The organism is Agarivorans sp. QJM3NY_25 (assembly GCF_050870875.2).
GTDB lineage: Bacteria > Pseudomonadota > Gammaproteobacteria > Enterobacterales > Celerinatantimonadaceae > Agarivorans.
This window is the reverse complement of sequence record NZ_CP194041.2, coordinates 1,331,473-1,351,421: the sequence shown is the minus strand read 5'-3', so window position 1 is coordinate 1,351,421 and position 19,949 is coordinate 1,331,473. Positions and strand designations below refer to the sequence as shown.

Sequence of the window (19,949 nt, the reverse complement as noted above, 5' to 3'; positions counted from 1 at the left end):
TAAATAGAATCACCCCTTCGGTTAAAAAGTAAATTCAAAGCTCTATATTTACCACATAGAGTGCGACACAACTCATGGAAGAATTAACATAAACAGAACATTTTTTAAACACCTAATGATTTCAGCATGGCTATTTTGCTGGTTGCTGCTTTCATTAATGCCTGCCATCAATGCACATAGTCGCGCAGCTGGTGTTTGGCTGTCGGTTTGCACCCTCAGCGGTTTTAAATGGGTACAAATTGATGAAGGAAGCGAACAACCCGCAGATACTGTTCATTCAAAGCAGTGCTTATTCTGTCATTATTTTCCATTTCACAACGTCCTTTTAGCTACATCAGTTTTTCAACGACTGTTCATAATGTCTAACGATGATAACTATATTTTTATGGTTCGCTTCCATCGTTACCTCATCCAAACACCGCGCTCTCCACCAGCATTTAGTCACGCCTGATCATTATTTAATATGAAGCCATACCCCTTAGCCATACCGGAGTCGCGCGACTTAGGTATCACTACGGGGGCTTATGCTTGTGCCTAAAACATAAAGGATGAATGAAATGTTGCGCAGCACCTCTACAGAACGGACGAACACCGAAAAACAAACAGCAACCAAGACCAAACGCTACTATATGATTGCCTGGCGTTGGCACTTTTATGCGGGACTATTTGTGGTTCCCTTCCTACTGATGCTATCGATTACTGGCTTAGTCATGCTCTACGACGACGCCATCGAGCAAGCCCAGTTTGCAGATATTATTCAGGTAAAACCATACCCCACGACCGTATCCCCGGCCGCACAGCTTGCAGCAGTTCAAGCAAGCTACCCACAAGCCACAATACAACAATACATCACGCCAGCGAGCGCCACTCAAGCTAGTCGGTTTGCTGTCAAGGCAGCAGGAGAATCCTTATTCATAACCGTAGATCCCTATACTGGTAAAGTTCTCGGGCAGATCAATCGAGACCAAAGCTGGTATAACTTAGCCAATAGCATTCACGGCAGCTTATTGCTCGGCGATATTGGAGATCGACTGATAGAAATGGCCGCCAGCCTTAGCATCGTGCTATTGATTACCGGAATTTACCTATGGTGGCCACGCGATAAAATCAGTAAGTCAGGATTGTTCAAAATTAGATTCAACAACAGTACAAGAATAATGTGGCGTGATTTACACGCTAACGTAGGCTTAGTAACCTCAGTATTTTTATTATTATTCTTAATCTCAGGACTCTCATGGACCGGTATATGGGGGGCTAAATACGTGCAAGCATGGAATAGCTTCCCCGCACAAAAATGGGATGCGGTGCCACTTTCAACACTCAAGCACGCCAGTATGAATCATAGCCAAACCAAAGAGGTTCCTTGGAATCTTGAACAAACGCGACTACCTAGCTCAGACGATACTGGCCAACCAGCCAAACAGCACACCAATCTCAATAGCATCGTCAACTTTGCCCAACAACATGGATTCACTCGATTTAGGATCAACTTACCCAACTCAGCTACCGCAGTATATACCGTCTCAGCCAACACCATGAGCGGTGATATAAGTGATGCCACTCAAGACAGAACTGCACACCTAGATCAATATTCGGGACAATTATTAGCCGAAGCGGCATGGTCTGATTACAGCCTAATGGCTAAATTCATGGCTGTAGGCATTGCTCTGCATCAAGGAGAGATGGGCTGGTTAAATGTCCTGATCGATACGCTTCTCTGCGCAGCATTTATTTTGATTGCGATTTCGGGTGTGGTGATGTGGTGGCTACGCCGCCCTAAAGGGGTATTAAAACTCGCTGCGCCTCCCTTACCCACCAACATGCCACTTTGGAAAAGCGCGGCGCTAGTGATGTTCGCCGTATCGTTGATGTTTCCAATGGCAGGACTGTGTTTACTAAGCATCTTACTATTAGATTTTGTTATATTGTCGCGGATCCCACGACTAAAAAGCTTTATAAGCTGAGAGTCTTAAAATACTGAATCGGCAAACGTCCGGCTAGAGCACAATTTACGGTGCTCTAGCCGAACAAGCTCCGGCTTCACCAACTTAGCCTGCGCGTAGCGCCAGGATAGCCTGAATATTCAGGGCTTGAGGATAAGCTTTAAAGCCTGTCTGCTTTTCGGCAATGGCATGGATCGACATGCGGTCAGCCAACTCGTTGCCTTCAACTCCAACGTGACCATTCACATGTAACACCTGAATTTTATCTTTTAGTGTCTGATAGCGCTCAAACATCTCTTGGATCAGCGCGAGATTTTTAATTTCCCCTCCGGCCTTCTTCCAGCCTTTTTTCTGCCAAGCTACCGCCCATTGCGTCACACATTGGATGGCGTATTTGGAATCGCAAAAGATTGCCACTCGCTGCCCCAAAGCGACTTCTTGAGCCGCCATAATCAAGGCCTGATTGAAGGCATTCAGCTCTGCGGTATTATTAGTTCCCATCGGGTTATATAAGCCATACCATAACTCGGCAAGCTGTTTATCTCGATAGAGCGCTAAACCAGAACCCGCTTTCCCCGGATTCGGCTCACAGCCACCATCGGTAAAAATCTTCACCTCTGCGGCGAGTTTATCAATTTCAGCCGCAGTATAGGTTTTTACCGTTTGAGCGCTATATCGCTTAGCCGCAGGCCCTGCGCCCGCGGCTTTGATAGCAGAGCTGGCGCGACCACCAAAAGCAGCCTCGGCCTCAGCCAGACTAGCAAACGACTTATAACGTGCCCCGGCAAACTTATCGATTTGCTTTTTACAAGTCGCCCAATCGCTAAAAATGCCAGTTTCCCGACCCTGCCATACCACGTAATACTTTTTTGCCATGTTGAAGTCTCTTAAGTTAGCTGCTGGCTAATATTACCAGCAAAGCCACAATGCTGAAGCCTTAAAGCCAATATGCCAGGCCAAGCGTTGTTTTACTGTCCAGAAATTAGTTTTTTATCCATCTGAGCCATGTATTGGCGTGCACTTATTGGTCTGGAGGGTTTACCGGGATAACCTGACATGTTTAACAACTCGCCGCTGGGCTTGTCACAACAAAGCGATAATGCGCCACCGATTGCTGAGCGAGCATACGCCGCCTAAGACTTTACTTAAGCGTAGAAGCGTGGCGAATATTTCACGACAATCATGGATGTCTATATAATTTTTTTGTTAGCAATTTACTGTTGCAACTCCTTGATTTTGTCCAAGGTACGCGAAAGAGATGCTATGAATTGGTTTCTAATAGAGTGCTGGTGCCTTGGTTTTGAAGCAATATTTTCAGGAACTTCCTCATGAATATAACTTTCAACCATATGTAAGAAAGGCTCTCCATGAAAATCACCTAACTCATCGAGAGTGAAATGATTTTTCAAACCAAAATGAGAAATATATTCATCAATACTATTTCTTGAATACTTATTATTTGAAGAAAAAATCACTGGGACATCTATAGATGAATTAATTTTTCTATTTAATGTCAAAATATCATCTCTTAAGTCATTTATAGATTCTAATACGAAATCTTCTTTGCTTACCTCTTTAGAGTCAATTGCAGCTACTTTAAACTCACCAAAATGACCTAAAAAAGTTGTGTAATTATCTTTTTTAGCTGCCTCAAATGTTGCACTCACCTTAGATTTTAGAGTTTTCTTGAATAATTTTATTGAGGCATAGTGCAAATCCCTTGGGTATTCTAAATGTTCAATAGGAGAAGTATCAAAGGAGTAGTTAGTTTCAGTGTCTTTGATAATTATCGTTGGCTTATCAAAGGCAAGACGCATACCTAGCTCAAACATTACATTAGGGTTCTTCCCACTGACATCACATATTACCATTTCGTTATCGTAAATATTTTGTACTATTCTTTTTTGAATGATCCCTACATCACTCGCATCACTTACTATTTTTACTGCAAAGTCAGTATCCTCTAGAGCTTCTTTTATTATCTCTTGGACTTCACTCCAATGCTCCATTGAGCAACCATCAATTGCTGATATTGGCATAATTAAGCCACAATTAAACTTCTTTTCCATGAGATTTAAAGCTCCTAAGTTAATATTTACACTGATTGCTAACACCCGCAACACCGGACAAATTGGAGCGCAGTGGAAATTTGTTCCGCGTGCTTGCGCTTGTGTACGCCCAGCATGGGCATGAACTAATGAGGTGAAAGTCCTCTGTAGGAAGGTCACCGTTTAATAATATTTTGATTATTAAACGCTAACTACTAGCGAATGGCAAGGGCATTGCCGCGAGGGAATGTCTGAAGGAAGCCGGATGCCTTTTTATCTAAAGAGAGGGCGAGCTGATGAACAAGAACATCATATGAGGCGTAGGCTGGAGGCGAGTTGGCACAAGACTTTGAGCTCATGTGATCTAACGGCCACCGTAAATGATGCAGCAGTGCAGAGAAAAGAGAAAGTGCATGTTCTACTTCTTATAAACAAAGAGTGGGAGATCTGCTTAACAGGCGATTGTTTAACTCACGCTATGGCGATTTAAGCAGACGGCTTTTTTTAGATAAAAAGTCCCAATGCCGTTCTATTGTGTAATGGTTGGGACATGGTGAAGGCCTGAACCTGAAAATCAATGAGGAGCCTGTGCAGCTCATTGTCTCCGTATCCGACCGGACTGAGGAGTCATGGCGCAAAAAACAGAAGCCATCATTGGAATGCAAAGGAGCTAATCGGCCGTTGTATTTTAACCGTTTTCAGGAAACGCCCTGTGCGGAGCCGCATGCAGGGTGTTGTGGGGGCTGGAGGTTAGACACCTCCGGCTACCCGATTAAATTCTATATGGCAGCAAATGGGATAACGCATTCTTTACTCGTTGTCAGTGATACCATTTGATAGAGAAATTGCCTAGGTGAAAGACTGACAAACTCGCTAACGAGAGGGCGCAATTCACCTTCTAATAATGACTTCACTTCTAAGGGGCGATATCTAGCCGCGCTACCTAGGTAGAACATTGCCAATAAACTGTATGATAATTGAGGTAGGTCGCCGGGACGCAAATCCACATAATACCGGTAACCTTGCTTCGTCAGGATAGGAACAATATCTAGCTTTTTATACTCGCTCAGAATGTTTTTGTATATCCGATGAATATTATCTTGAGTGTATGATTTTCGCCTTACCGCTCTGTACACAATTTTTCTATCTCTTGGGTAACCTTCCTTCAAGTATTTCTTTCGCTCCCCTTTTAGAAATTTGGCTACCTCGACTTTAGCTTCTTGCTCTTTTTGATAAATAATTTCTGTAAATAGCTTATCTCTCGCTTCATTTACTTGAAACTCAATATCAATAGGTAGGAGCTTTCTTTTTGATAAATGACCCAAGCTGGTATAAATACTGTGTACTTCTGGGACATGTGATATGGCTTGCTCAAATCTTACGTCATGACCTGATGAAACAGGCTTTCCAAGTAAGCGAGTGAATTCATAAAAGATGTTTACTGCATCTTTCATCTTTGTTTTAACTTCGACAGTCTGCTCTTTGCCTATTGGTAGCACCAAGCCATGATGCTCATGAGTTGACTCCAATAGAACATCGTTAAGACTTAAATAGCATTTAACTAAATCGAGCATCCCGTAGTATAAAAGCGCTCCCTTTGCAGGGAGAGGACTAGATTCTGCTGCTCTGTAAAAGTCCTCAGCCAATCCCGAGTAATAGATAGCTCGCTCAATTTTCGTTTTATTGTTTCCTCGAGTATTGTTTAGACGCACCTGAAGGTGTGAACTGAGAAATGACCAAGGATCATTCGTAAGAACTTGTTGCTCACCAGCATCCAGTTCAACAAAGGAGTAACGAACTTTATTGTACTTATATAGAGCTAATTCGCCTTTTTCTATCTGCCTTGGCACAATATCTCCTTTTGGAATTGTCGTGGTAGAACGGCCAGTTACCTGCCCGCCCCCACACAGATCCGGACGTACGGAACTACCGCATCCGACTCCTCAATTATATATTTGCTCGTGTAAAACACGCCCTAATACCAGTCCACTGCGATAGCTCGCTTGCTAACGTGTAACGTCTCAATATTGAAAACACTTTAACACCTGCTTCAGACTTTTCCAATTGTAGCTTCGGCGTCCGCTCCTACGGTTTAACCATTTGAAAAGCCTATGAAGTACATGGCCATAAACCCGATTCAGGCTCCGGCTTTTGTCCGGCAAATAAACTAGACACCTATTCTAAAAACAAAACCAGCAATAACACCTTTTCGCGACACTTAACCTAGGCTAAAGCTCAAAAAAAGCCTAAGCAATTTAACGAGATAAGTTTAAGAATAAACTAGACACCCATTCTAAAAACAAAACCAAAAATAACATCTTTCGCGACACTTAACCTAGGCTAAAGCTCAAAAAACTAAGCAATTTAACGAGATAAGTTTAAGTGCGTGGATGAACTTAGCCCTCACCATAAGCTAGGCGAGCCAAAGTCTCAACATGGCTGATGATTAGATAAAAAAACCAATGAAGGAAATTAAGCGCTGTTTAGCAAGCAGCGACTTCGAGCTAAACCCGTTGTGCGCTTATGGCCGAGGTGTTGATGGTATTTCCGTAATCGGCGCTCTTTACCCACTGCTCCTGAAAAGTGCTGTTCAAACTCGCAACTTAGACTCAGCCATTGCTCTGCGGCTATGCCTAAGCGTTGCATAATCGGGCTGGCCTCTAACTTGAGGTGGCCTCGTTTATCTTCTCGAACCATACGACCAGTGCTATCAACCAATTCCAAATAATGGTGCAGTTGAAAAGGTAAGCCCTGCGGCATGTTGTTTCTTGGGTTGCCCACAAAGGGAAACAGCGCTTTCGGTTGGGCTTTGTGTTGTTGTACTGCTTTAGCTCTTAACTTAACACTGGTGTGTTGAGAGGATTCGGGCGTTTGTTCCATGTTCGCCCTGACTGGGTTTAAATCGACATAAGCCATACAGGCCATGAGCGCAGCTTCATCCAGCAAGGCTTGAGATTTAAAACGTCCCTCCCAGAACCTGCCCGTGCACTGGTCTTCTTTATTGGCTTCTCTAGCAATATGTTCATTGAGCTGGCGCATAAACCAACTTAAGTCATAGAGACGTTGGCGGTATACTTCTGCGGTATCGTGAATGCATTGCAGCTGGCTTGCATCTAGTTGACGACGCCGTTCTAAGTTTAAATACATTTGAGTCAGTAAAGTGCCCTTGTGCAAGCGATGCCAGCGCTCAAGCACCTCTTGTATTGACCAAACCTCAGCTTGTTGTTGATTCACATGCAGTACGATATGCGTGTGATTGCTCATCACCGCATAGGCGCACACATCAATGGCGAACACCTCCGCCAACTTTAGCAAATAGTCTTCTACCCATTGGCGACGATGGTCATAACTGTTGCCTGTTTGCTTATCCTCACCACACAAATAAGCCCGACGTACACAGCGGGAAACACAGTGGTAATAAGGCGTATCATCCAAGCTTACTTGCGATTTTCTAGGCTGAGGCATAACAACAACTCGACGCGAAGGCTTTACTTAAGCGTAGAAGCGTGGCGAATATTTCGCCACAATCATGGGTGTCTTATATATTTTTTAAAACAGACTGGGTAATTCCCCCGAAAATTAATCCCATGCAAAAGTAGAATTTTCTCGTATAGTAAATACAGGAGATTCAACATGAAAAAGTCACGTTACACGGACAGTCAGATCTTATCTATTCTCAAGCAGGCTGAGGCTGGTTCACCTGTTCCTGAGCTCTGTCGTGAGCATGGAATGAGCAACGCAACCTTTTACAAGTGGCGTTCGAAATACGGTGGTATGGACGCATCCCTTATGGCGCGGATGAAAGAACTCGAAGATGAAAATCGACGGCTTAAAAAGATGTATGCGGAAGAACGCCTTAAAGCAGAGGTGATCTCAGAAGCGATGGCAAAAAAGTGGTGAAGCCCTGTGAGCGTCGATTGATGGCTCAGCGTTCGGTGGCGAACTATCACATCAGCATTAAAAGTGCATGCTATTGGTTTGGGATCAGCGAGACCTGCTATCGCTATAAATCGAAGCTTCAACCTGAGAATGAGTTGATAGCTCAGGAGTTAGTAACGCTGTGCAACAGTGAAGACTGCTCTGACTGGGGCTTTGGCCTGTGTTTTCACCATTTGCGGAACGTTAAAGGGTATACATGGAACCATAAGCGGGTTTATCGGATCTACTGCGAATTGGCTCTAAACTTACGTATTAGGCCAAAACGACGCCTGAATCGCCATACGCCAGAGCCTCTTAAAGAGCCGATTAAAACAAACCAAGTTTGGTCCGTGGACTTTATGCATGATCAGCTATCTGATGGCCGGAAGTACCGTTTATTCAATGTGATAGATGATTACAAACGTGAAGGTCTGGCGTCAGAACCTGATTTTTCAATGCCCACAGTACGAGTCACTCGGATCTTAGAGCAGCTCATCGAACAACGAACCAAACCTGTTGCGATCCGCTGCGACAATGGTCCTGAGTTCATTAGCCATGCGTTTATTAAATGGGCCAACAACCACGACATTCGAATCGATTATATTCAGCCAGGGAACCCACAACAAAACGCCTATATAGAAAGGTTCAACCGTACTATGAGGTTTGGCTTAGTGAGTAAGTATTTGTTTGACACACTTGAAGAGGTTCAAGATCGGGCGACCCAATGGTTATGGTTCTACAATCATCAACGACCACACCTTGCAAATGGAGGGTTCCCACCACTAAAAACGGCAGCATGAATTCTACGAATAAATGCGGTTAATAATGGGAGGATTACCACTGGGGCTATATTTGAAAAATCACCAATGTTTGAAAATAAAGTGGTGGTAGATGGGCGTTTGATTACCGGTCAGAACCCCGCTTCAGCGAAAGCGTTGGGAGAGGCTGTGATTCAGGCGTTGCAAGCGAAGGCCAACTAACGTGTTGTGGTAGCGGGCGTCGGGTCGCGAAGTTGAATTAAAAATGGCGAGGCAACAATTTGGGGGCCTCGCTTATTTAAAGCATCAGCAAACCGATCTTCAATCAGGAGTTGCAAAACACCGGGCGTCCATATATGCCTCATCTCATCTAAAGAAAAGCCGCTCAGAAGAGCGACAAAGAAGATAGAAGCTGGTTATCTAGTAAGGTGGGGCAACTCTAATAGATTACCTTTTGTTAGCTTTAAGCCGTTAGAAATAAGCTTAAAGTCTAGTAAACCAACTCTGCTGTATGGCAGGTGTGTAATATATTGCCCAGCGTTAAAAGTTACTTGGACATAATACTCAGATCCAGATGAACAAACTTTACCTAGATTGGAAGGCCAAACTTCTGCTGTTCTGTCTCCCCATAGGGTATCAACGTAAAGCTGCTTCTTTCGATTCAACTTCTCACGCTCTTGGTGGCAAGAGTACTTATCAACAGAAGTAATATTATTAAGCATGTCTTGATCTGAATATATCGGTTCATCCTTTAATGCCAATCTATTTTTAACATAGGCTAACCACCTATCTTTTTCGGTTGTAATTGGCTCATAGCTTTTTATTGTTTTGTCATCCTTCAGAATTAAAAGATAATGATAGCCCAGCTTGAAATTGGGTCTAATATCGCAATCCATATCAACTTTGGTAGAGCCTCTTTCTGATTCAACCCAAAAATCAATACTGTTGTGAGATTGATATTCGTTAAGATAGCCCTTGAGTGAAGAATCTACATCCAATATAAGCTCTGCGGGCACACTACCTTTCAGAGACTTGAGCACCTGAAAAGTATATGAGTTAACCTCTGTGCTTGATTTCGCTTGTTTTAACTCGACCATATATATATTCTCAGCGCTATCCACTAATTTGCTTAAGTCCTTTGGATAGGCGGAGCTATTCGCAACACAAGCAGCTGCATTAACGGGGATAATTATGGTCATTAGAATGGAAATAAAGAGTCTCATTTAAATACCTTGTGAGTGTGGATCTCTAGGTAACTCATTAAAGTTCCTAGACATAAAATCATTTGTTGCATTAATCACCGCCGGATGATCGTTGCTAAACATATTGAAACTGCCGACGGTTCCATGAAAGACTTCATGTACAATTATCCTCTCTAAGGATAACTTCATTGTCATACTTTCAAACGCATCCATTTGTTCCCAGTAATCATCTGCATCAACGTTGACATATTTATCGGCATCTAAAGCTGATGTATGAACAGGGACTTGTAATCCCACCTGAGCAAGATCGATACTTATTCCGCCTTTCAGGCTTTTAGAGCCTCCAATATTACGACCAATTTGATAATCCAATTTCCCATAATATTTTAAGGTCTCAGCTTCCATTTGTCTAAATTGCTCAATTTTGCGAAGCCCCTTTAAAGCATTGTTAACTACCTCTTGTGCAACACTCGCTTGAACAGCAATATCCGTCGAAACTTTCTTTTGCTGTTCCTCACTCAGTGTTTCAGAACCCTCTGAGTTACCTTGTGTATCATTTTTATCCTGACCACGAGCTTCATCTGCAACTTCATAATGTGAACCGCCAGGGTTTGCACTTTTATCTACACTCTCCTCAGAAAACCCAGTGGGGTCAGTATACTTCAGCGGATTGTTTTTTACATATGCATAGCGATTGTAGCTTAAGGCATTTAATGGGTCCGGGACCGTCGGGTCTGCGGATAAGAAACGTTTGAGCTGCGGGTCATATATCCGTCCACGCATATGCACCAAACCAAACTCTTCAATCGAAAGCTGATTCGTAAATCCACGTTCATAAATAGGAAACTGAGATAACGGATGCTCATCAAATTCAGGGACATAAGAACGCTCACCAAAAGGTGTATAGTGCAGCTTCTGAATAACCACACCCATCACATCTGCTATCATATCAACTGAACCCAGAGGGTCAGCATACAAATAGTTAATATCGATAAGCTGATTGTTTTCGCTTTTCACAACAGCCTGAGACTCTCCATAGGCCGAAATGTATACTTCTGATGTCCAATTTTGACCGTTGTAGTCAATCTTAAAATCATCACCAAAGAAGTAAGCGGTCTCACCATTGCTACTACGTGAAATATAGTTCCCATTGACATCATAGCTAAATCGCAAATCAGCACTGCCATCGTTTATTCTAACAGGGCGATTGTACTTACCATATTCAACCTGATGACTTCCGTAGCGGGTAATGTTACCTATAGCGTCATAGCTATAACTGTTGCTCTTAAACTGTGACACTTTATAAGGATTATCATTAGCATAGCTATAATCGCGATGCTTCATATTATTGAATTCATCGTAATAGTAATACTTGCTAGTGTAATATGAGCCATCTAAACCTTCGCGCTGCACATGCTTAAGTCGATCATTAGCGTCATAACCAAATCTTTCACGTAAATTAGCTTGTTCATCAACACGTAAGGTCATGTTATTGAGCTTATCGTATCGGTACTCTTGGTCTCGGTAGACAAAGGCACCACTCGTAACGATATTCTCCAATTGGCTCGTCACTGGGTTGTAGTGTTTGAAAGTACTGAGTGAGTTTCCGTGAGCAATCGACATCACGCGATTGTGGGCATCCACCTCTCCTAGGCTCCAGATAACGTAGCGGTCGCCGGAATCAACAATATGCTGCAAAGGCGTAGAGGTATAACGCTGTTGGTGAGCGCTGTTATTTTCCCTTAATATGCGCGTTTCAAGTGCTTCGAGCTCCATAAGCACATCCTGATAGTACCCTCCCCGCTCATGCAGATTATATATCTCGTCATGAACACCAATGGTCAGCTCAGCGAGCTCTTGACGAGCTTCGAGTGTCAGTGTACTGTCCATCCAATAGAAGAAAATTTCTTGAATGCGCGGCTCTATTTCAGGCTCTTCACCTGCTTCACCATTCCCATTGTCAGTGTCATAACCTGATACTCGCTCCACATCACCAACATACACGGGCTCATCTATTTGGCTTGCATGGATAGTCGAACCATCGTGTAAAACAAGAAGAGGATCGGACACCGGCTTCATATAGAAAACCTTTATGCGCTCGCTGGAGCAGCCGGCCCTATCTGAGCTAGACCGATAACATTGATAATCACCATCATAAATTCTCTGATACCACTGACCATTATCTCCTTCGAGATAAATTTCCCCATCGACACCGACATATGCGTCCGTATGAACGTCATACTGCTCAAGGTTATCAGCCACAGTTTGCCGATAGTTTTCTTGAGCCAACCTCTCCATTTCGCTTTTCAAGGTATCAAGAATGGCATTGTTTCGCTCAATAGAGGCTTCTGCTTCGCGTTTTAATTCTTCAATTTCATTCAGCGCATTGCTGTATTGGCCACTGCTCGGTTTTGCCAAGTCAGTACCATTAAGGTATTCAGCAATAAGGTAATGGCTCTGCGAATACTCTTTATATATCCTAACGCTGTCGGGGTAGATGATTGAATCCAATAGCGGGCCACTGTAGAGGTATTGTTTTACAAAACGCTGTCCGTCTATTGCTAGAGTTTCAGTACTTAGCCGGGCATGAGTATCGTAGCTATAGAGTTTGGTGTATTTTTCACTGGTTTCTTTTGCAAGTTGTCCAATGCCATTACTGGCTGTATCCCATACCATTGTATCGCTAGTCACGCGACCATCTGGTTGTATATATGTTGTTCTGACAAGACGATTTATCAAATCATAAACATATTTTGTCAGCCTTCCATTGGCTTCTTTTTTCCATACAAGATTGTTATCACCATCATAGCGATAAAGTGTTGTTCCCTTTACCGGATCATGGCTTTCTAACAAGTTACCTCGCGAGTCATAAACTGAGCGGGTAATTTGCCCACTGTTATTAACGCTGATAACCTGTCCATCAAAATTGTAGCTAAACTCGACATCCGTATTGCCGCGAATAACGCGCGTTATATTATTACTAGAATCAAAATAACTGGTTTCCTGATGCCCTTCAGCATTGGTTTTCACCACCTTATTTTGGTCGTAATCAAAGTAAGTGACGCCAAATGTATTCGTTATTTTTGAATCGCGATTAAAAATATCTCGCGAAGTCACCTCGGTGTATTTGGGGTCGCCTTCAAAATATTCTTTTGATTCGGTATAGCTGTACTTATACGTTTTGTGATCTGTATAAGCTAATCTTCCATCAACAGATTCTCGTATAGAGGTTATTAATTCATCAAATGGGCTGTATCCTTCCGAAGTCGCAGGCTCCGTATTACTAGAGTGGCGCACTTGGTAATAAGAGTGGTCTCCTCCATAGCTATAGTCATAATGCTCTTCAGTGCCATCAGAGTGAGCGATATCGCTGATGCGGCAAAATGCATCATAAGTATAACTTATCGACGTATCATCAATGTTTTCAACACGAGAAGGGTTGGGACACGAAGCGTGTGGGATATAGCGGGTCGTTTGTGTTAAGGGGTTGGTCTTAGACGTTCGAGTATATCCCTCATACGTATATTCCGTATTGTAGACTCGGGGGGCAGTAGAAGAAACCACACCATTTGCATTAACAACAGGTGTATAGCTACGCGTTTCAGCGTTCAACAACAAGCCTAATTCATTATAAGTATTAGTGAGGAGTTTACTGTTACCGTCTTCAAAACGGTCTGTTTTAGTTTTAACGTGATGATTTTCATAGGCAAACGAGGTCGTTAATTGACCTTCACTATCACCATGATGATAGCTAATACTTTCTACTCGCCCAGGAAGTACGCCATTACCAAAGTCATCATAGCTGGTCACTTTTTGAAAATCGTCAATACCGGTAATATGGTCAGTGTAAGTTTCTGTTCGTTTTGTGACACGTTGCTCTGAATCATAGTCGAATGTTACCGCTTCTTGGCTAGCGCTTTGGCCATTCACGTAATGAGTGACCGACTCAAATGTTTTTAGAACACGATGAAGATGGTCGCCATTATAGTGCCCATAACGATATACTGATGGCGTAATGTCAGGCGTATCATAGCCATGCTCGGTTAAAATGTAGCCATTTTCACCGCTTTCTTGAATAGAACTTATTTCACCGTAAAGAGGATACTCGTGATGATAAGACTTCGTTATCGTGTATGACTGACCGCCTCCTTCAGTATGCTTCTCGGTTATTTTCTCAAAGCCCCAGAAGCGGTCCCTATCTTCTTCATCGATAGGGAAACCTGTAGGATCGTCAACCCAGCCCTTATCAGCGATAATAGGATTGTGGTACTCAAATGTGAGGATTTTCCCTTCACTAAGGCTCTTAATTTCGGTCAGTAGGTACCCCTGTACTGCTAAATCTTCAGGGGCCGGATTCTCCATTTGTAGGGGCCGATCCAACGAAGCGACCCCCTTAGTGAAAGTAAACTCTATCGTAGACTGGCTGGTATGATTAACGACAAACGAGTTGTACCGTGATGAAATCTGCCGCGAGAGATGCCTTAAATCTTCGGTGTCATAGCCAGCATCACCCGATGAAACCCAATCATGGCGCTGATATTCAAAAGTGATAGGGTCAACACACTTTTGACCTGCACACAAATCAACTTTATTTAGATTATGATAACCGTCAATGCTTAACTTATAGCTGTGTTTTAGGGCATTTTTATAGTAAACATCTATAGAGCTTACTAAGCCATTCCAAGAACTAAACGTTATTTTACTATCAATAAATTCGACGTCCTTGACGACTTTGGTATTATTGAAGTAGCTGATACGCAGGCTGTTTCCGTATTCATCTTCTTTATATACAGCTAACCAAGCATCTCTTTCCTCTTGGTCTACTTTTATACGCTGCTTTTTCAAATAAGTGCGATATCCGTTAGCCTTGCTCTCTAAAACATAGAAGTTACCACTCAATTGCTCGCCAGAGTAAGTTAGCGCATTACTCTGCATATGTACTATCAAGTCAGGCAATCCATCAACTAAATACCCATCATCTGTTTCAAATATCTTATGGCCGTTAAGAAAATATTCTTTATTGAACACTTCTGGACTGGGCTCTGGTCCAAGCTCTAAACGCTTTTCTTCAATAGAATCGACACCGTATAACGACCACCCTCGGCCATAAGCCGTGCTTTCACCTTCTAAGGAGCTAAACCTTAATCCAAACTCCACTTGCAAAATGGCGTTGTTATCATAAGTTTGTATCGGTATGTCGTACTCAATATTCCCTTGTTTAAAGGTGTAGTCTGAGTCGATCTTTCCCCAATACTCTTGTGCATTCAGCAACAAAGAGAACATGGTCAGCAATAGTGCCAATGTTAGTTTATTCGTTATTTTCACTGTTAAATCCTTTTACTCTTTCTATTAGCTTTTTCGACTCGCTGTAGTCATATTCCATGCTGTGCAGCTTATGACTGAGATGCTGAATACTTTCATCCACCTCTATCACTTGTGACGACAATGCCGCTGATACTTGTGGCTCTGCCTCTTGCGAGGGAACCGCTTCCTTGTGTCTATGGCCTAGACAGTAGAAGGCGATGGCAGCGATGATGACACCACCCAACAACCCAAATGAGTACTTTTTCACCAAAAATCCCTTTGCTGTCAAATATATCTAAAACAATAAAAATATATAAAACAATAACTTAAACAAGAAAGTCAAGTATTTTTAAAAATAAGTGGGTATTAATGGAGCGGTTATGAATTTCTGGCAAACTCGCATCTAGTCACTATGTGAGGAGCGTTTGGAGAGGTTTAATTAGTTGACCATTTGTTCAACTAATTGAAATATACATAAAAAAAAGGATTTTACAAGAAAGATTTAAAGCAAGTTTTATCGCAGAGCCAGTAAGGAGATTTGGCAAATTGTTCCAATATTAAATCGGGAGTGCCAATCCTATCCGGGCGGGACGCGGCCATGAACGTGCTTATAGTGCCGTTTTTGGAACTTAAGAAGCCTGCGAGCATGATGATTAATATCGTACGATACTCCCCAATCTCGAGCCAATTGGTCTCGAGCTTGAAAGGTTTTCCCTCTATTTGTGCTTTTAGCTCTAAGCGCTGTACACACATCGCGCAATTTAGACTTTTGATTCGCTTCAACGCACGAATAACGCATGAGTTTGTCGACAAGGTAGCCTGCTTGATGGAGGTATTCTTTTGGGATGGTTGTGAAGTTGGGAACAAACCTTTCATACCAAATAGCTAAAGCTAGTATTTTCACATCTGCATATTCAGATTTTCTTAAATCACCTGTGGCCAAACGAATAAATGCAGATTGAACTAAGCCCTTAGGGTAACAAGCGCTCATTTACAAACCTCTTAAAAAAATAGCCGTTACTAATAACTATTGTTGATTGCCATATCATGTCTTATCTTCTTCTAAAGCGTTATCCCCTTTCAGATGAGACAATAGGCTTTTCAATGTTATTTTCTAAGCATTCTGACACCTCCCCTGTTTGACTTAGGCGCTGGAAAATAGTCTTATCCCTAGTTTTAAGGGGCAAATAACAAGTCTATAAAGAGGTTTCGGGAAGCACCTTTTGTTGAATGCTCCCCCTGAGAAATTCATTGAGGTCAAGCTTATTTTATTATTATGGTTTAAAAGGCACCTTAGACTTATCAATACCAAAACTTTCATCTGGAAGCTCTTGGCTTTCGTCAAACATGACAATACTTCTGCGATGCTCCTTTAGCGCGGAAAGAGCAACTTTAAAACAGCCTTCACATAAATCTAGGTGATAGCAGGTACCATCTTCTTTAGAACCGAATCCCCATTGAGCATTGAGTTTTCCTGCTTCTTCAATTTTATGGCCATTTACGTCTACCATTAGGCTTTCACCACAAACGTCGCGGACACTATCTATTATAGTCTCAACATATTGTTTTCCATAAATTTTCATATACATACTCTTGGTTAGTATTATTAATTAACGTTAGCAATACTTATGAACTTAAGCCAACGGTGACTTGTTATGCCTTTGAACAATATGATTGATGTTTTTAATGTCTGCTCTTCTATCCAAAGCACAACATCATATCCAGTGCCGTGGTCATCATTTCCGAGATCATGGTCTAAGCTAATTTCTGTTACTTCACCTGTTTTCAGCAATTCTATGGCTTCCTCCGACCAATATACTCTTACTCACCCTTCAGGTGTCTCTTGATGCTTCTTGGGGGCTACAGTTTTGGGGTAAAAATTTGCCTGTCAGCTCGTTTTTGCAAAAGGTACTCAATTTTGCAACAAGCTGTTGCAAAATTGAGTACTAGAATTTGCCTCTATCGAAACGCATTTCGGGCATTTTTAATATAGAAATGGCAGCAAGCCTATATGATTGCTGCCATTTTGGTATGAAACCTTAATACTTAGTATGAATCTTTATTACTTGGTATGAGACTTTATTCCTCTCCCACAAGCTTGAACCATCACCAGTGAGTCGCTATTCCACAGTGACCGACTTGGCCAGGTTACGTGGCTGGTCAACATCGGTGCCCTTAATCAGCGCAACATGGTAGGACAAGAGTTGCAAGGGAATGGTATAAACAATCGGCGCGATTAACTCATCCACATGCGGCACGTTAATCACCCGCATGGTTTCATCACTCTCAAACTTGGCTTCTTTGTCGGCGAATACATATAAAATACCCCCCCGAGCCCGCACCTCTTCAACGTTAGACTTAAGTTTCTCCAACAGTTCATTATTTGGCGCAACCACAATAATCGGCATGTCGGTATCAATCAGGGCTAGCGGCCCGTGTTTTAATTCACCTGCGGCGTAGGCTTCGGCGTGAATGTAGGAAATTTCTTTTAGTTTCAGCGCGCCTTCCATGGCAATCGGATACTGAGTACCACGGCCTAAGAACAAACTATGCTGTTTGTCGGCAAAGTCTTCGGCCAATTCTTCGATGGCACCATCCAAGGTGAGGGCTTGCTCAATCTTGGCCGGCAGCGCCAGCAGTGCGCCAACGATTTGTTGCTCGACCTCTTCGCTTAAACCTTTCCTGCGACCAATTGCCGCCACCAACATTAATAAACCCGCCAACTGCACGGTAAAGGCTTTAGTGGAAGCTACTCCTATTTCGGCACCCGCTTTCATCATATAAGCCATGTCAGATTCACGTACCAATGATGAGCCTTCCACGTTACAAATGGTTAAGCTGGCAGTGTAGCCTTGCTCTTTCGCCGAAAAATAAACTAGACACCCATTCTAAAAACAAAAACCTTTCACACTCTCGATAGCCAAGATTACGCTTTTAAATCCCATCATCTTCGCCGAGTCGCGCAAATGAACAAGGGAGCAAAGTTGAAGTCTGTTTGAGCGTAGTGTTTACTTCAACGCCCTTGAGAATAAGCAACGCAGGGTTTAAGAAGATGCAGGGCGAGCTTTCTTTTTGCTTCGCTAAGCTTTGCTCGTTGAAGCTTAACGACGTCGCCGTAGGCGAAAGCTTTTACCCCGTTGCTAACACAGAACGGGGCAGAAACAAGTTAAGGGTGTAGCTGGAATATTTTGAGAGACAACAAGGTAAAAACCATCAAATCGCTCGCTTAGGTATCACCAGATACCACATTAAGCATGATAGGTTTGTAAGCTCATTTTTTTAAACGATTACTCTCGATTGTAAATAATTACACTGTAAGCAAAACCTACACACACTGAAAAATCTTCAGCGCTTTCTCTTGCACAGTAGAAACATATGATTTATCGTATATGCGTTTATTCATATGTATTGTGGCACTGATGTTAAGTCTGTTATTTTTGTGTACCGCCAATGCGGCTCGTTCGCAACTCGCCGAAGCGCTGGTCAACCAGCGTTACGCTGAGCATTTTATTGCCTTTAGCGCCGGTACCCAGCCCAAGGGGGTCGACCCGCGAAGCATACAACTACTTAAACAGCAGAACTTATCGGCCAGCAAGTTATACAGTAAAACCATCGACCAATTGGTTAGTCAACGCTTAGCAACACAAGCCCGTGATAGCCAAGCCGAAACCCAGTTTGATTTCATTATTACCCTGTGTGATAGCGCAAAACAACAATGTGTTAACTTGCCAAGCAGCAAAGCCATGATGCATTGGAATTTAGCCGATCCTGCCGCCAGTGCCGGAATGGACAAGTTTGCCGAGGTATTTACTCAACTGGAACAGTTAATTTCAGAGTTTGTTCGCTTTAACCAACCCATCACTGAGCAACTGCAACTGAGCCCCATCGATGTTTTTAAGCAGTTGAGCGACAATACCCGACTCCAAATACTGATGCTGATTGAAGATGAACAATGCCTCAGTGTGAACCAGTTAAGCCACGCCTTGGCAGAGAGTCAACCGAAGGTTTCGCGGCATCTGGCACTGCTGCGCGACTGCCAACTGGTGGCGACTACCCGCCAGGGTCAACAAATTTTTTATCATCTTCATCCCTGCTTGCCTGCCTGGGTCACACAAACGCTGGCCACTACCCGGCTCGCCAACCCCAGTTACATTAATCTGCCCTTGTTTCGGCTCAGAGCCTTGCAACTCGAAGCGCCAGCCGAAATCAAGCAAACGACAAAGCCCATGAGTCATCCATTATTAGTCAATCCACAATAAGGTAAGTTATGTCTTCACATCCTATTTATGCCGTCGACCTGAGCGACCACGCGCAATTGCTACTCACTCCCTGCCCCGGCACCCAAGGCGTCGACCTGTCAACTTCGCTGCAGCAGCTTTGTTACAAAAACAGCCCAGCACTACTAACGATGATGACCAAACAAGAGCTCGCCGATATGCAAGTCCGTGATTTACCAAAACACGCGGTCACCTACGACATGCAATGGTTTCACCTTCCCATCGAAGATGACACTGTCCCCGACCAAGCTTGGGAAGAGCACTTTCAAAGCGTGCTCCCCCGCTTCCTCCAGCTGATCAATAATGGCATGAGTTTGTCACTGCATTGCAAGGGCGGTAGCGGCCGCACTGGTTTAGTCGCCGCGCGGATCATGTTGGCGCTGGGTTTTGAATTAGAGGACTGCATCGCTAAAATTAGGGCGGTTCGGCCAAATGCCTTCAGTGTGCCCGCTCAGCTGGAATACATTCAACAATTCGCCAAATCAGCATAATTAGACAA

General features: G+C 43.1%; 13 protein-coding genes and 1 pseudogene. 4 read left to right on the top strand and 10 right to left on the bottom strand.

Going from position 1 to position 19,949, the window contains the following annotated elements:
• The first annotated feature begins 557 nt into the window (after window positions 1-557).
• On the top strand, window positions 558-1,964 hold the full coding sequence (locus ACRRSW_RS06235; RefSeq protein ID WP_432458899.1) for a PepSY-associated TM helix domain-containing protein: 1,407 nt from the start codon (window positions 558-560) through the stop codon (window positions 1,962-1,964).
• A gap of 84 nt (window positions 1,965-2,048) precedes the next feature.
• On the opposite strand, the gene ACRRSW_RS06230 is transcribed toward ACRRSW_RS06235, so the two are convergent.
• The 4 genes from ACRRSW_RS06230 to ACRRSW_RS06215 all read right to left on the bottom strand — a co-directional run bounded on the left by ACRRSW_RS06230 (window position 2,049) and on the right by ACRRSW_RS06215 (window position 7,456).
• Complete coding sequence (locus ACRRSW_RS06230; RefSeq protein WP_432454064.1) at window positions 2,049-2,819, bottom strand: ribonuclease H1 domain-containing protein; 771 nt, start codon at window positions 2,817-2,819, stop codon at window positions 2,049-2,051.
• Between the two features lie 338 nt (window positions 2,820-3,157).
• On the bottom strand, window positions 3,158-4,012 hold the full coding sequence (locus tag ACRRSW_RS06225; RefSeq protein ID WP_432458898.1) for a hypothetical protein: 855 nt from the start codon (window positions 4,010-4,012) through the stop codon (window positions 3,158-3,160).
• Window positions 4,013-4,770: 758 nt separating this feature from the next.
• Entirely contained in the window at window positions 4,771-5,841 is a 1,071-nt protein-coding gene (locus tag ACRRSW_RS06220) for a YaaC family protein (protein WP_432458897.1), read from the bottom strand.
• Between the two features lie 622 nt (window positions 5,842-6,463).
• Complete coding sequence (locus ACRRSW_RS06215) at window positions 6,464-7,456, bottom strand: transposase (RefSeq protein WP_432458896.1); 993 nt, start codon at window positions 7,454-7,456, stop codon at window positions 6,464-6,466.
• Between the two features lie 168 nt (window positions 7,457-7,624).
• Here ACRRSW_RS06215 and ACRRSW_RS06210 point away from each other — a divergent pair.
• A protein-coding gene (locus ACRRSW_RS06210) for an IS3 family transposase (protein ID WP_432458895.1) occupies window positions 7,625-8,709 on the top strand; the annotation gives its coding sequence in 2 pieces (ribosomal slippage) (window positions 7,625-7,874 and window positions 7,874-8,709; 1,086 coding nt in all).
• A gap of 374 nt (window positions 8,710-9,083) precedes the next feature.
• Here ACRRSW_RS06210 and ACRRSW_RS06205 read toward each other — a convergent pair.
• From ACRRSW_RS06205 to ACRRSW_RS06180, 6 genes and pseudogenes are all read right to left on the bottom strand, one after another.
• Window positions 9,084-9,890: a hypothetical protein gene (locus ACRRSW_RS06205; protein ID WP_432458894.1), complete on the bottom strand. Its 807-nt coding sequence runs from the start codon at window positions 9,888-9,890 to the stop codon at window positions 9,084-9,086.
• Entirely contained in the window at window positions 9,891-15,194 is a 5,304-nt protein-coding gene (locus ACRRSW_RS06200; protein WP_432458893.1) for an RHS repeat domain-containing protein, read from the bottom strand.
• Entirely contained in the window at window positions 15,178-15,441 is a 264-nt protein-coding gene (locus tag ACRRSW_RS06195) for a hypothetical protein (protein WP_432458892.1), read from the bottom strand. Before ACRRSW_RS06195 ends, ACRRSW_RS06200 begins: the two co-directional genes overlap by 17 nt.
• Window positions 15,442-16,447: 1,006 nt before the next feature.
• Window positions 16,448-16,756, bottom strand: a complete 309-nt coding sequence (locus ACRRSW_RS06190; RefSeq protein WP_432458891.1) for a hypothetical protein — start codon at window positions 16,754-16,756, stop codon at window positions 16,448-16,450.
• Between the two features lie 23 nt (window positions 16,757-16,779).
• The gene (locus tag ACRRSW_RS06185) at window positions 16,780-16,965 is read right to left on the bottom strand and encodes a cyclic-phosphate processing receiver domain-containing protein (protein WP_439037769.1); all 186 of its coding nucleotides are present in this window, start codon (window positions 16,963-16,965) and stop codon (window positions 16,780-16,782) included.
• 328 nt (window positions 16,966-17,293) lie between these two features.
• Window positions 17,294-18,037 (bottom strand): annotated as a pseudogene (locus ACRRSW_RS06180) (SIS domain-containing protein); the annotation flags it as partial.
• 525 nt (window positions 18,038-18,562) lie between these two features.
• On the opposite strand from ACRRSW_RS06180, the gene ACRRSW_RS06175 reads away from it, so the two are divergent.
• Together ACRRSW_RS06175 and ACRRSW_RS06170 are read left to right on the top strand one after the other, a co-directional pair.
• Window positions 18,563-19,432: a metalloregulator ArsR/SmtB family transcription factor gene (locus tag ACRRSW_RS06175; protein WP_432458890.1), complete on the top strand. Its 870-nt coding sequence runs from the start codon at window positions 18,563-18,565 to the stop codon at window positions 19,430-19,432.
• 8 nt (window positions 19,433-19,440) lie between these two features.
• The gene (locus tag ACRRSW_RS06170; protein ID WP_432458889.1) at window positions 19,441-19,941 is read left to right on the top strand and encodes a phosphatase domain-containing putative toxin; all 501 of its coding nucleotides are present in this window, start codon (window positions 19,441-19,443) and stop codon (window positions 19,939-19,941) included.
• Window positions 19,942-19,949 lie beyond the last annotated feature (8 nt).

Excerpts from the sequence above, each read along its gene's own strand:
- ACRRSW_RS06235 (WP_432458899.1), top strand. The coding sequence starts at position 558 with ATGTTGCGCAGCACCTCTACAGAACGGACGAACACCGAAAAACAAACA.
- ACRRSW_RS06230 (WP_432454064.1), bottom strand. The coding sequence starts at position 2,819 with ATGGCAAAAAAGTATTACGTGGTATGGCAGGGTCGGGAAACTGGCATT.
- ACRRSW_RS06225 (WP_432458898.1), bottom strand. The coding sequence starts at position 4,012 with ATGGAAAAGAAGTTTAATTGTGGCTTAATTATGCCAATATCAGCAATT.
- ACRRSW_RS06215 (WP_432458896.1), bottom strand. The coding sequence starts at position 7,456 with ATGCCTCAGCCTAGAAAATCGCAAGTAAGCTTGGATGATACGCCTTAT.
- ACRRSW_RS06205 (WP_432458894.1), bottom strand. The coding sequence starts at position 9,890 with ATGAGACTCTTTATTTCCATTCTAATGACCATAATTATCCCCGTTAAT.
- ACRRSW_RS06190 (WP_432458891.1), bottom strand. The coding sequence starts at position 16,756 with ATGAAAATTTATGGAAAACAATATGTTGAGACTATAATAGATAGTGTC.
- ACRRSW_RS06175 (WP_432458890.1), top strand. The coding sequence starts at position 18,563 with ATGCGTTTATTCATATGTATTGTGGCACTGATGTTAAGTCTGTTATTT.
- ACRRSW_RS06170 (WP_432458889.1), top strand. The coding sequence starts at position 19,441 with ATGTCTTCACATCCTATTTATGCCGTCGACCTGAGCGACCACGCGCAA.